The organism is Elusimicrobiota bacterium (assembly GCA_040757695.1).
GTDB lineage: Bacteria > Elusimicrobiota > UBA8919 > UBA8919 > UBA8919 > JBFLWK01.
On record JBFLWK010000064.1, the window covers coordinates 1 to 13,131 of the forward strand.

Genomic DNA, 13,131 nt, shown 5'->3' on the forward strand with positions numbered 1-13,131 from the left:
AATTTTATAGACAGCAAGTGGCGTAGGATTTTTTTTATTAGCCCGCTGGGTATATTCCTTATACCACTGGGCATAATCCTCGTCAGAATTATTCGTCATCTGGCATTCGTCATCCGTCATCTTCTCTATCTCTTTTTCTGTCATCAGCGTCATCTCCTTTTGGAATAAGTTCCGACTGAAAAATCAATCAGCACCTTATTGGCGTTGAGTATCTTTTCAAGTTCAGCCGAAAACTCTGACTGCTTCTCTTTAAGTGCATCCCGACCTTTGCCGGTGATATACACCAGCGGGTACCAGCGCCCGTTGATCATATCCTCTACTATTTCAATGAGCCCTGCTTTAAGCAATTCATCGGAAATTGCGAGAAGAACCTTATTCGGCACTCTCTCCATAATCCCGCTGAACCTTTCGTCAGGTGCGTTATCACTATTTTTAAGTGAGCGAATGCTCCGCCTGTCGCTCCCACGCAAGATCCCGATAACTGTTCCCCGTCCTCGTTTCCCTGATATTTTTTCTATCAGAGATAAAATAACAAACTGATAAAAATTCAACTTCGCCTCCTGTAAAGTCAGAGAAGAGAGATTAGCAGGAAGAGAATAGGGAACCCTAATTTCTATCCTCTCTATGCTATTCTCTCGCCTCTGTTGCTAAAACGGCACTTTCTCGTCCTCAGTGGTTGAAACACCTTTCTCTTTTTTAGAGAGAAATTCTAATTCGTTCACAACCACCCTAACATCTTTGTAGGTCTTGTCGCCTTTCGTGTTCGTCCTGATTGACAACCGACCACTGACGGCAAGTGCTTTGCCTTTGGTTAAGTGCGGTGCAAGTTTTTCTGCACGCTCACCCCAAATCACCAAATCCAGAAAGACCGTCTCGGCATTTTCAGGCGCTCTGTCCTCTCTAACAGCGAATCTGACATCGCAGACCTGCTTGCCTGACTGAGTTGCTCTCAACTCCGCGTCTCTCACAATGTTGCCCGTTAAAACAATGTTGTTCATCTATTCTCACCTCCTTTTTTCCCGAAAGTCGAATAAATTTCAGCGTAATGCTTTTCACACACAGTAGCGTAAAACTCATTCTCACCGATACTCCCGACTAAAATTTCAATTTTGCCGATTTCACCACAGCCGACAATGTCACATTTTTCCTCGTTCATTTTACTCAACCCGCCTCCAGTCTGGTTTACGCTTCGTCCATAAATCGCATTTGCCTTCAATTAACCTGACTGTCTCTTTTAAGAAACAGTCATCTCGTTCCGCCCAATAGTGCTGACAACTCTTACACTTTTTATTTTTCCATTTCTTTTTATTCATTTACCAGCCCTCCCGTAATCCTTTAACATAATCATCAGCGTCAACATCTTTCCATATTTCTTTCCCCGCACCAGACATTGATAAAACAGGGTCTTTTTTAATCCGCTTTAATTCTATCAGAAATTCCTGCATTTTTTTTGGATATGATATAACACAGTTGCCGGTGATTCGGCGTCTTGCCTCGTCATTAGTTTCTACAATGTTTTTTCTTTTCTCTGCCTCGTAAGGATTGTAAAAAGTGATTCTGCCTGTTGGAACACCCTTCGTCCATTCAGTCCTTTTATACATCTCTACGAAAATCTCAGAAGTCCATTCAACATCGTCAATGCAGTGCTGAATTACCGCCTGTCTTTTTTCAGGATTGCCACTATGCCAATACTCCACAATCTTGTCGCCAGGCAGGGCTTTGATATGCTTTGTCCCAACTGTCCTTGTAGCAACATTAGAAAGCGAGATATGGACATCGTGCTTGATTTTGATTTGATGACAGAAATCAATCGTTTTTGGAGTAAGATTTTCTTTCGCCCAATCCCAAGACAAATTCAACGCACCAACTAAAACTTTGTAGTCAAAAGACAGCCCGTTGTGGCTGACAATGACATCAGCCCAGTCAAGTCGCCTGTTAATAATTATATCCCGAGATGCAAAGATAGGTTCGGTGTAAATATCGTATTCCCGTTCCGCATGATAAATGCCGTTAGCGTCAATCAGTAGACATTTCATTCCTAAAACGGATATTCCCATTTTCCAGCAGTTCTGCCACCCTCCAACTGCGTTGGGATTTTTGAGCGTCTCTAAATCTAATATAAGCACTTTAATCTCTCTCATTTCTATCGCCTCTGCGAGTAAAATTCTACCTTCCAGCCCAAGATAACCTTGTCAAATGTTTCGTTAAAATGTTCTGATGCAGGATAATGTTCTATCCATTCAATTTTGTTGGGTGGAACATCGCCTAATACCCGACGATATACTTCTGTCGCTATAATTTCAACCGCATCGGTTATGGAAGTGCCAGGATTATCAGGTAGTTCTGTAAGTGTCACCACCGCTTTGCCAATAATATCTCCGCAACGCTCTATGTCTACCTGCACCCCACATTTTGACACGCAATTCCAAAAACCCGTGAACTCAAAATTATCTTTTTTGTAAATCGTTTCCATGTTTCTCACCTCACTACCTGTTTTGTATTCCATCTTTGCTCCCCCTAACTATACAAGGATTTCAGAAACCAAAATGCGACACGATTTTTCAATTTTGTAAATTTTTTTTCTTTGAGGTAAGCATATCGGTGCATTTTTACCGTCTGAAATCGCTATTATACTACCTTCACCACTTCAGGGGCTTTATTGTTCTCTTTTGCGACAATATTCTGCTCATACCAGTCACACCCGGCAGTGAATTCACAGTTTTTGCATTCTACGCCTAACAATTATGCGTCTAATATTCAGTTATCTTTATGCTCGTTTTTTAATTCTGAAATTATTTTATTTATTGGATGTTTACTCGCAATTTCCATAAGATCTTTTGTGGCTAAAGTTACATAAACTTTAGTAGTGGTTCTCGTACTTGAATGTCTCAGATATTTTGCCACACTGACTACATCACCGGTCGCTTTGTACAATTCAGTCCCGCATGTGTGTCGCATTGTATGGGGCGTAATGTGACCGGGAAGATGAGCACACCTAACATATTTTGCTAACATTTTTTCTATCCGGCTGTTTTAATAACTTCGTCACCTCATCGGTATTTAGAATTCGGGGAAGTTTTCCAAATTGTCTGTTTTTCGTCAATGGAATATTTTTCACTGGGTCTTTAGTAATATCAATCAGTTCCATATTCACCATATAAGAAAAAAACATCTTCAACGCAGAAAGTTTTTTGTTTCTAGTGGATGGACAATTATTTTTTTCTTTTGAAAGATATTCAAGAAAAAAAATTATTATCTCAGGTTTAATTTGTTCCATTGTAATTATGTTCCTATCTTTGAGAAAGGTAAAGAATTCCTTCACATAATCTTTATAGTCCTTCAATGTTGTCTCCGCAACTCCTCTGACTAATCTCAGATACTCATCAAATCCCTTTGAATATTGTTTCAGGTCCATTTAACACTCCTTATTGCTTTTAATCCAGGATGAGAATTAAACATCCCTGCTAATTCCTCTTCCGTCTTAGAAATATACCTTAATACTAAAGATATATTTGTATGTCCAAGCATTTCGGCAATAACCGATACATCGACCTTTTCATTATGAAGATGCGATGCAAATGTTCGTCGTAAAGTTTGCGGAGTAATTTCCCTTGGAATCCCCGCTAATGCCGCATACCGATTTAGCGAATCAGAAATTGTTCTAATGTGAAGTCGGCTTCCTCTACGACTAAGAAAAAGTGCAGGGTTATTAACTTTTGGTCTGACTTTTAAATATTCTTTAATACTGGATGAAACTATAGGCAGCATAGGAAAATGTCTTTCTCTGTCATTTTTTGCCTTTCGTATGTAAATAAAATTTCTATCAAAATCCACAGAATCGAGATTAAGTTCGCTTAACTCAAATTTCCTTAAACCAAGTCCGTAAAGGATAACCAAGACAGCAAAGTCCCGTTTACCTTCTGCTGTGTTTCTATCTACCGATTTCAGCAATTTTTCACTTTCTTCAACAGTCAGAATCTTCAGATTTTTTATGTATGTATATCTTGTTTTTAAAAACGCAATTGATTCGGTAGGGTCGTGCCTGATAATTTTGATTTGTGTAAGATACTTAAAAAAACTTTTTAATACATTCAAAATATTCGTTACGGTTACATTTTCTCTTTTATTCCTTTTTAGGTGCTTTAAGTAATTGATAATATCCAACGGCTTGATATGGTTAACATCTCTAATGTCAATTTTATCTAAATACCGGTTAAATACTCGCAAAACAAAACGCTTGTTGTGATTGCTTATTTTTGAATAACCCAAAAGAAGTAAGTAATCCAAAAAGTCTTCAATATGTTTATTAAGGTCTAAATGCAATTTTCGGTCTGCTATTTTGATATGTTCAAGTAAATCGTTTTCGTTTTGCATATCCTTTAACTTTAGTAAAATTTTTCTTGAAAACTGGAGAACCTTTTTTAATTCATCTTCGCTGACAACATTTTTCTTCCCTAAAAATATGTAAAACCGCTTAGTCAAATAAAAGGTTTGTTCAATATGTTGATATCTGTAGTTTTTCAACTGCATATTTTTCAAAAACCGAAACATAGTTCCTAACGTAATTTCAGGTAACAACGTATTGTTTGGGAAATTTTGGTTTATAAAAGTATTGAATTTTTCCAAACTTAATTGATTTCCTTTTATAGTTTTCGTTGCTTGTATTTTATCTTTTACCTCGCTATCTATAAATTTTTGAATATGGTCTGATAAATTGAAAACATATCCTGTTCGTATATCTAAACATTTTTTTATAGCTATATCTGAGAGTTTTTCCGGATATTTTTCCAAATCTCTGATAATTCTTTTTCTTTGCCAACGAGGAAAATTAAGATTTTGTGATGCTATTTTTACTTTTTTAAGGTAGTCAAAAAAATGTGATATATCGTTTAAAATTACTGCCCTATAACTTCTGGCATAAGTAACTTCCAAATGTTTTAAATAAATAAGAACATCTTTGTCTCTGACATAGTTAAAATTTCGCACATTATTATTTTCAAGATACGAAATAAATTTGTTTATGATTCCGAGATGGGCACTGATACAGGCGAACGAGCGTTTCCGCTCTTTTTTTAAGAATTTCTGATAGCAAAAAATTATTTGTTCTTTTCGCTTCATTTAAAAAAAGTCATCTTGTTGATCGGATGGCGATTTAGTGCTTCTCTGATTAGCCAACCGGAAATATGTACATACCGTCTGGTCGAATCTACTGTCTGATGTCCTAACCATTTTTGTATTTCAACAATATTAAACTTACCGGATTCCAACATATGTGTCGCACATGTGCACCGGAAAACATACGGGCTCAATCTTTTTTTCAAACCAATTCGCTGTCCATATTTTCCAACAGTCTTTGCTAAAAAATTATCATCCATTTTTCTACCTGTAAGCGTAACGAAAAAATAATCCGAAGAACTTTTAGACCGTATATTTAAATAATCTGTCAATAAACCGGCTATGTTTTCGGTCAGCGGAAGTAATCTTTCTGTGTTCCCTTTAGCGTCAATTTTGATAGCTTTATTTATGAAATCTACATCCCCAATTTTTAAATTCCGCAGTTCTTTACTTCTTAAACCATAGAAATAAAGCATATTTATTATTGCAAGATTCCTTATACGATCTGATTTTATGCGGGTAGGTTTTCTTACTTCCTGAAATACTTTTTTTATTTCTTCGTAGGTCAAGGGTATTCGCAGTCTATGCCAGGAACTTACTCGGGCGGGAATAACTTTGGCTAAAGGATTTTCTGTTTTAAATCCGAAAATTTTTAAATACTCGAAGAAGCGCCTTAAAATTCCGAGATATGACTGAAGTGCACGTTTGTTTCTTACAAACGCCTTTTCTTTAAGATGGCTTAATATTAGTGGCGTATCTATTGTTTCAACTTCGGTTATATCTTTATCTTTAAATTCGTCTAACCAGCGTAAAAACAATAAAATAACTTTCTTCTCACAAAGAATCGTTCCCTCACTCAATCCTTTTACATGGTCAAGATATTTAAGGTATGGTTGTAAATATTCGTGGATTTTTGGCATAAAAAATCCCGTTTAATATAGATTAACAAGTTTTATGCCAAAAAGCAACTGTTGTTTATTCATTGCAATTCTGCGTCCAATAATTTTCTGTATTTCGCTAATCACCGACAATAAATTGCCTTTTCAACTGCTTAAAAACAATTTACTGTGTAATTCTTGTGAAATCTTTACGAAAAATTTTTAACCATGCTCCAGAAATTTTATCTTATGCTACCTCTATAACTTCCGGGGTATTATCTTTGGATTGTAGTTTCGCTTTTGTATTTTCAAAGTGTTCACATCCTTTTGTGAAGGCGCAGAACTTGCATCTCCAGCCACCATCTCCGCCATCAGCAGAAGGTGGCACGCCTTCCTCAAATGCCTCTGACATCTCAGTAATCTTAGGTCTCACTATTGTTAAAAATTCTTTTTCGGTCATCAGTGGGACATCGGGCAGGTCAAACGATTTATCCTTGCCTCTGTCAATAAATTCACAATGCGTCCCTGTGGTAAGCACTTTGCCCATCGTGATGTAATGAATTTTTATTTTATCAACAGGTAAAATGCCTGTAAGTAGCCATCTGTAAAAGTTCGTCTGAATTATATGCTCCTCTTTGAGTTGCCCTTTTGAGAGAAAATAAATCCCGTTGTCAGCCATTGTTTTATAGTCGTGAAGTGTATGGGTGGACTTTTGATAAATATCAATCTGCCCTGAAACTTTGACTAATTTTTTAGCGGTCAGTGGAAATTCCTTGTAAATCCGTTTCTCTATGATAAAGTCATTTAGCACTTCATCAATCGCAAGGTCTACCTTTACATTACCACCCTGAAAACTGCTCTGTGCGATGTTCTCTAAAATTGTATGTATCACAGAACCACGAAAAGCAGAGTAAGTAAGCGTCTGCGGATTGGCATAGTAGTCAACCTTTCGTGATAAAAATGTCTGACGAAGACAACCCGTTATTGTCGTCGCTGAAATACTCTCGCCCCTGTATTGGTGCGACTTTATAATTCCAGCCCGTATCATAACTGGTAGACACGGACTCTGGCATTTGAGACAGGTTATAAAATCAACTTCGCTTCCTGCTGTTATACTTCCTTCTGGACATCTGAAACCTATTAAGCCCATAAAATCACACCTCTCGGTTCTCTGGATGTTTGTGCGTCCCTTTGATTTGCCTGAGAATACCATACAGCCCAGCCCTGACACCCTTCAATTCATTTTGTTTTTGCGCTAAAACATTTATTTCACGCTTATTCTTCCACAACTGATATTGTATTTCCTTGATGTCTTTCTTAAATTTTTCCTCAATAATTTCAATAACTCTCTTTTTCATAACTCTTATCCTCCATTAACTATACAAGGATTTTACTTCTGATTTTGCGACATTTGAACTTTACGAGAGCCACCTGCATCGTTTTATATCTGACTACTCTTTTCCCTATGCACATTCATCAGCGTCAACTCCAATTCGTGATACCGTTTCCACATAGGCGAAGGCGTATTATCATTACTCGCAGGCGACCTCCATAAAATCCAAATATTCTAAAGTTTTAATTATGGCGGGGGCTGGGCTCGAACCAGCGTGCCTTTCGGTAGAATGTCTATCTGTTGCCTTCAGGTCGCGACTCCCTATCCTCACAGAAACGACACTCTGCTTTCGCCGCAGCAAAGAGGTTTATGAATTATACCTCACGAATTCCCGAGAATTCTCTGCATTAACTTCGCCACCCCGCCAATTAAAAGAACATCTACGACTATACAAGGAAACCAAAAGCAAAAAAGCGACACTTAAAATAAATCGTTCCTTGTTAGTGTCTTAAAGTTATTCGCATTTTTGATAGCTACTTCAATTAAGCGGTCTACCTTCTGGTCAAGCAATGATAAAAAAGATGTTGAAACTCGTTTATTGAATTGCTTTGCCTTTTTACGAACCGACGATGATTTGATATAAAACATTCCGCCCCCTGCGGTAAGTATAACCTTGTCCCCGTGAAAACGGGGAAGGGCGGGGATAGGAAGGGTTTTCCTCGCCCTGTATTATACTTAATTTACTTGCCCTGTCAATAGGGCGTCAATTCCTTTTTTCGCCTGTGCCTTTGTCAGTGTGTTCAACGAGGCAACATTGAAATAACTTTTCAGCCAGTCTTTTGCCTGACCGTTGCCGTGCCCGAGTTTGGAAGCCAGAACATACAGATATTTAATCTGCTTTTCTGTGATACTTTCCGTCGGTGTCTCTGTTTTCTGTGGAACTTCTTTTGTCGGTGTCGGCTTCGGTAGCGGAGTTGCCGTCGGTGTCTTGCTGAACTTTGTAATGAGTTCAGAGGCAAATTTTACCGAAAGTTCGTCAATGGTTTTTATACCTTTTGACACTATTTCCGCTAACACCTTACCGCCCGTCCTGTCGTTGATTTTTTTCAACACCTCAATCTGCTTTGCGGTAGCGGGTTTCTCTACCTTTTTCTCAACGGGCTTTGGCTCTTGTGCTGGTGCAGATTTTCCATTTCTCGCTCCGTTGATTTTGTCCGTCAGTGCGTCCTTTGACGCTTGAATATAAACGGACAGCCCAATTGATGTTATGTTGTCCGTAGACAGCATAACGCCTGTCTTTTCCTGAATTTCTTTCGCCATCTGGATAGTAGCGACCAGAATTTCTTTGAGCGTCATCTCTTTTCCCCTTCACCTGCCTGCCCTTTTTCGCTTCGCTCACTCCCGAATAAATTCGGGGGCTACAATCGGGTTCAGGACTTACGGCTTCCTTCCTTGCTTATACAAGGATTTCAGGATACATTTTGCGACATTAAAAACTAAAAAGTTCTTGCTGAACATACTTGCTTAAATCCTCATTTTTTATTAAAAACTCTGCTGGTATATCTGCGGTTATTGGTGTCCGGTGTTCGGTTATCGGTTTCATCACGGATTCAATTTCAATCTGATGGTCAAGCAAAAACTCGTTGCCCTGCGATTCTGTATTTGCGACTTCATTAAATATCTTGCTTAAATCGTCCACATCAGAGGCATCAATTATGTCTCTTGCTAACTCCATAAAGAAGTTTCCTTCGTCTTTGTATTCCGCTACCGTTCCCTCAAAAATTACATCGCCGTCAACCATCATCGCCGATTTGATTTTCTTTGCCACCAGCGAAAGTGCTTTTTGTTGTATTGTGTCCGCATAACAAAAATAAAAGACCTTAACGGGTTGCTTTTGACCAATTCGCCAGGAGCGTCTGCTTGACTGCCTTAATGTATAGGTGCTGTATTCCGTCTCAAAAAATATCAGCGTCGGAAAGTCAATTAAATCAAGCCCTGTTTCTACAAGTCGGGGGTTGCTGATAACTACCCTGACACCTGCGAATACCTGCTTATTTATCCACTCCTCACGCTTCCGTGCATTTACCGATTGTTTTAATATCGCAGATGTTATGCCTTCGCTCAAAAGTATTTTTTGCAAGCGTTCCGTGATGTCTCGGTTATGCGTATGTGTGCAGTAAATCCAGACATTGCGTTTTTGCGAAAGTTCGGCTTTGACTAATTCAATAAGTTTTTGCTCTTTCGGATAAATCGCTTCCTCATTAAACTTTTTCGCAGAGTAAAGTTCCAGTCCGTCAGTATTGACTATGTTATAGTTCCTGAATGGCTGGTCTGGATAAGTCAAAAGCATCTGTAAATAAAGCCCGATATTGACAGGGTTTTTCGGCTCGTTCTCATCTCGCTTTCGCTGATGTAAAACAGTCCTGATTTCATCTAACAAAAACGCCTCTAACTTTTTATATTCCTGCTGATGTTCCTTTTCCATTTTGCTTTCAATTACCGCTTCCGTGTATTTCGGCAGTGATACGCCTAAATCCGACAACTTGAAAAATGCGGTCTTGTCCAGTAAGAAGTTAATAATATCAGGACTGGCGCCAGGCAGTTCTCTGACAAGCGTCCTGTATTCTCTTGATGACGATGAGTGCCCGTCGGAGGAATACTCATTCTCTTTTGCTTTCGTGATTTTCTGAATTATTTCGTAGCGTTTCGCCCATTCTTTCTCTGCTCGGAAGTCAAATTTTTCTTTGACAGAATGAGTGAGCCGATAGAGGATATAAAAAAGCGAAGTTGAGCGTCCCCCAAATATCGTGCCTGTTAAGGCAAGGACTTTTTTTGCTGATGACACTAACAGGGACATTGATTGACCTTGTGCAGAGCCACTTGCTTTATATTGATGTGCCTCGTCAACTACCAGCAAGTCAAAAAACCTTTTGTATTTATCGTGGATGTATTTTGCCAGTGAGTATCTGGCTTTGCCTTTGCCTTTTAATAGCCGTGTTGACTGCCACAATGCGCCCCCGCATTTATGACATTTTGTTTTTTTATTGTAAAGGTCAGTAAAACGCAAAGGGATTTCATTCTCGGTATCAATTAAGAGCGTTCCGCAGTCGGGACAAAAACAATTCCCATCTCGGCAGTTTGGTTCATAAATTGCTGATGGCTTCCACTCGTAAGAAAGTTTTGCGGTTTCTTTTGATAGAATGAAAAAGGTAGTGATTAAGTGGTTAGTGGATAAGTGATTAGTGGCGTTTTCTAACTCGGTTATGCTTGTGATTTGAAATACCGCAGAGTTATCAAGCGTCTTTTTTATTTCTCGCTCCCACTTCTTACAGAGATGGCTTGGACACATTATTAAAACCTTAACGGCAGGTAGAGAGGTAGAGGGTAGAAGGGTAGAGGGGTGGTCGCTGGATTTCAAGAGGCTGGCAATACCGACTGATAAAATCGTTTTGCCTACGCCCATTTCGCCGACTATAAAGGCGGTCTTGTTTTTAGAAAGATACCGCCTGATAGCAAGTGCGATATGCTCTTGCGAAGGTAAAAGTTTTCTTTTGAGGCTTGATAAAACAGAATTGCTCCCCGCTTTCTGCTCAAACTGATATGTCGGCGTAAAACTTTCAACTACTTTTTTAGTCAAAACATCTTTCCAGTCGGATACAAATTCTTTCAGTTCCATAGTTATACAAGGACTTAAAAAAAGATTTTGCGACAGGTTTTTCTTTCTACCTTTCTACCTCTCTACCTTTCTACCCGTCTTTACGGTGCTGTGTTATTCACAAGTTCTAATTTGCCAGTTCTCAAATTCAGGACTGATATTTCTGTAATAAATCTGTCCGTCTCGGTTGAAGTGTCGTCGCTTGGGTCGGTTGTGGTGTCCGTAATTTTGTAAGTCCTGCCTTTGACAATGACCCGTTTGTCTTTTTTTTCAAGCACCTGATTATTAAACATTCCCGAAGCAATTAAAAGCGTTAAGTGTCCTTTTTTAAGAGGCAGTAAGGGGTTTAATACAGAATTGTCGTCGGTATTCCCGTATAAATCCTGTAAGAATGCTCCGCTTTTCCATAGCCCGTCGGCTTCCGCTTCTTTGATAGCGGTTTCAATTATCACCGATAGAGAGCCAAAATTAAAATCTTTGAGTAGTGCCTGTGGTATTACATAAAGCGGTTTTTCGGGTGCGGTCAATTCAGAAAGTTTGTCATTATACCAGCAAATATGATTTAGTTCCCGCTCGGTCTCTTTATCAAAACTTACTTTGTCTTTTTTTACTCCAAAAATTACTACCTGCCCAAATGTTTCATATTCTTTTTCAGGGAATTGAAAAACTTTTATATCTTTGTAGTTTGCCGATAGATACTCGGATGCACAACTAATCTGGTTTTGCGGGATTATGTAAATCAAAAGTCCGGAAGTCCGTAAATACTTTGTCGTCGCTCTTAAAAAAGTGTATTCAAGCCGTTTGCCGTTTTCGTCGTAGTCGTATGGTGGGTTCAAGAGCATAACAGAAAAAGCACCTTTCTGGCAGTTCAGGTCATCAATGCTTACATTGAGAACTTTATCAAGGACTTTCTCGGATTTCTTTGCTCTGTTAGAATTGATTTCAATTCCGTAACTTTTTCTGTTAGAACCGATTCTACTAATAAGATTCTTAAGTGCCGTTCCTTCGCCACAGCAAGGGTCAAGTGCGTAAAATAATTTATCAGTCGGTTGAATGTATTGGGTAATTAAATCGCCAACAATTTCAGGTGTCGGATAAAAGCCCTGCTTTGCTACACTTTCAAGCCGTGCCATCTTTTGCCTCCTGAAAGTCAGAGATTAGAAATTGAGAAATTAAGAGATTAGAGATATGTTTAAGCAACTGCTCCTCGCTGTATTCCACTTCCCAGCCCAAAATACCAGTGCTGTCTTTTAATTCAGATATGCCACTATAAACATAGCCGTCGGCGTTTTGCGTTTCTTTCAGGATAGAATGGAAAAGATACTCTGACCACTCTTTTTGTAGTGGGACTTTTGAGACCTTGTTAAGCAATTCAAAAAATAAATTGTAGTCGGGTTGTTTTGTTCGGGATAAGACATAAAAAGTATCTGCGGTTTCCGAGATATACTTCGGAATTGCTAATTCTGAAATTATGACCGTCTCGGAAAGTCCGCTCGGCAACATCTTTGAGTAAGAAAAGTATTTTGTCTCATAGCCCTTATAGACACTGCTCCCGTCGGTAATTGAAAGCGAATGGTTGTGCAACGCTGACCATATCGCCTTATTGGTTGATTTATAGCCGATGAGCCGAGCATAAATCAGCGTTGAGCCGTCTTTTAAGAGTTCCATCAGCGTTGAGTTCGCACCATCATAGCCGATTTTTAGCATTTCACTTTTCATACTGATACAAGGTTTTGACAATAAAAAAAGCGACACGGTAAATTATGTCGCTTAAAAAGTTATTACGGCTACAAAACTTTAATCTGGAATGTTATGTTCTTTTTTAAATCTATCCAATCTTTCTCCAAGACGCCTCGTTCGTTCTTCATAATTATTTATCCACTCAACTATTTCATTAACTTTATCAATTACCTCTCTGATTTTTACCGTTAAACCAGCCCGAATGGATTTTTTTAAGTATTTCATTTTTTCTCCTCAAGTAGAAATTTTCCTTTCTTCAATTCTGCTATAAGTTCATCTTTCGTAGGTAAATAAAGTTTATATTTGGAAGTAAAAATTCTGTTCTCGCCGGCGGGTAAAGTATACCGCACTACCGCCTCATTTTTATTCGCACAGAGAATTATTCCAATCGGCGGGTTCTCGCCTTTTTG

General features: G+C 38.7%; 19 protein-coding genes. All 19 read right to left on the minus strand.

Annotated features, from left to right (window positions below; translation table 11 throughout):
* Positions 1-149: 149 nt before the first annotated feature.
* Positions 150-551 carry an RQC domain-containing protein gene (locus tag AB1349_10005; GenBank protein MEW6557671.1) on the minus strand — a complete coding sequence of 134 codons (402 nt, stop codon included), beginning with the start codon at positions 549-551 and terminating at the stop codon, positions 150-152.
* A gap of 96 nt (positions 552-647) precedes the next feature.
* A complete protein-coding gene (locus tag AB1349_10010) occupies positions 648-998 on the minus strand; it encodes a single-stranded DNA-binding protein (protein MEW6557672.1) in 351 nt (116 codons plus the stop codon).
* A complete protein-coding gene (locus AB1349_10015) occupies positions 995-1,156 on the minus strand; it encodes a hypothetical protein (protein ID MEW6557673.1) in 162 nt (53 codons plus the stop codon). The genes AB1349_10010 and AB1349_10015 overlap by 4 nt, the downstream gene beginning before the upstream one ends.
* Position 1,157: 1 nt before the next feature.
* Positions 1,158-1,313, minus strand: a complete 156-nt coding sequence (locus AB1349_10020) for a hypothetical protein (GenBank protein ID MEW6557674.1) — start codon at positions 1,311-1,313, stop codon at positions 1,158-1,160.
* The gene (locus AB1349_10025; protein ID MEW6557675.1) at positions 1,314-2,141 is read right to left on the minus strand and encodes a ribonuclease H-like domain-containing protein; all 828 of its coding nucleotides are present in this window, start codon (positions 2,139-2,141) and stop codon (positions 1,314-1,316) included.
* Between the two features lie 2 nt (positions 2,142-2,143).
* A complete protein-coding gene (locus AB1349_10030) occupies positions 2,144-2,506 on the minus strand; it encodes a hypothetical protein (protein MEW6557676.1) in 363 nt (120 codons plus the stop codon).
* Positions 2,507-2,757: 251 nt separating this feature from the next.
* Entirely contained in the window at positions 2,758-3,015 is a 258-nt protein-coding gene (locus AB1349_10035; GenBank protein ID MEW6557677.1) for a tyrosine-type recombinase/integrase, read from the minus strand.
* Positions 2,996-3,415, minus strand: a complete 420-nt coding sequence (locus AB1349_10040; GenBank protein ID MEW6557678.1) for a site-specific integrase — start codon at positions 3,413-3,415, stop codon at positions 2,996-2,998. The genes AB1349_10035 and AB1349_10040 overlap by 20 nt, the downstream gene beginning before the upstream one ends.
* The gene (locus tag AB1349_10045) at positions 3,406-5,118 is read right to left on the minus strand and encodes a tyrosine-type recombinase/integrase (GenBank protein MEW6557679.1); all 1,713 of its coding nucleotides are present in this window, start codon (positions 5,116-5,118) and stop codon (positions 3,406-3,408) included. The genes AB1349_10040 and AB1349_10045 overlap by 10 nt, the downstream gene beginning before the upstream one ends.
* The gene (locus AB1349_10050) at positions 5,115-6,035 is read right to left on the minus strand and encodes a tyrosine-type recombinase/integrase (GenBank protein ID MEW6557680.1); all 921 of its coding nucleotides are present in this window, start codon (positions 6,033-6,035) and stop codon (positions 5,115-5,117) included. Before AB1349_10050 ends, AB1349_10045 begins: the two co-directional genes overlap by 4 nt.
* A 205-nt stretch (positions 6,036-6,240) precedes the next feature.
* Positions 6,241-7,143 carry a hypothetical protein gene (locus AB1349_10055; protein MEW6557681.1) on the minus strand — a complete coding sequence of 301 codons (903 nt, stop codon included), beginning with the start codon at positions 7,141-7,143 and terminating at the stop codon, positions 6,241-6,243.
* Between the two features lie 4 nt (positions 7,144-7,147).
* Complete coding sequence (locus AB1349_10060) at positions 7,148-7,351, minus strand: hypothetical protein (protein ID MEW6557682.1); 204 nt, start codon at positions 7,349-7,351, stop codon at positions 7,148-7,150.
* 455 nt (positions 7,352-7,806) lie between these two features.
* The gene (locus AB1349_10065) at positions 7,807-7,974 is read right to left on the minus strand and encodes a hypothetical protein (protein MEW6557683.1); all 168 of its coding nucleotides are present in this window, start codon (positions 7,972-7,974) and stop codon (positions 7,807-7,809) included.
* Between the two features lie 87 nt (positions 7,975-8,061).
* Positions 8,062-8,682 (minus strand): hypothetical protein, encoded by a 621-nt coding sequence (locus AB1349_10070; protein ID MEW6557684.1) that lies wholly within the window; start codon positions 8,680-8,682, stop codon positions 8,062-8,064.
* Between the two features lie 133 nt (positions 8,683-8,815).
* Positions 8,816-11,002 (minus strand): DEAD/DEAH box helicase, encoded by a 2,187-nt coding sequence (locus AB1349_10075; protein ID MEW6557685.1) that lies wholly within the window; start codon positions 11,000-11,002, stop codon positions 8,816-8,818.
* A gap of 80 nt (positions 11,003-11,082) precedes the next feature.
* Positions 11,083-12,114: a DUF6094 domain-containing protein gene (locus AB1349_10080; protein ID MEW6557686.1), complete on the minus strand. Its 1,032-nt coding sequence runs from the start codon at positions 12,112-12,114 to the stop codon at positions 11,083-11,085.
* Positions 12,101-12,700 (minus strand): hypothetical protein, encoded by a 600-nt coding sequence (locus AB1349_10085; protein MEW6557687.1) that lies wholly within the window; start codon positions 12,698-12,700, stop codon positions 12,101-12,103. Before AB1349_10085 ends, AB1349_10080 begins: the two co-directional genes overlap by 14 nt.
* Positions 12,701-12,778: 78 nt before the next feature.
* The gene (locus AB1349_10090) at positions 12,779-12,946 is read right to left on the minus strand and encodes a hypothetical protein (GenBank protein MEW6557688.1); all 168 of its coding nucleotides are present in this window, start codon (positions 12,944-12,946) and stop codon (positions 12,779-12,781) included.
* A partial coding sequence (locus tag AB1349_10095; protein ID MEW6557689.1) for a PDDEXK nuclease domain-containing protein occupies positions 12,943-13,131 on the minus strand: 189 nt, incomplete at its 5' end. The genes AB1349_10090 and AB1349_10095, both read right to left, overlap by 4 nt.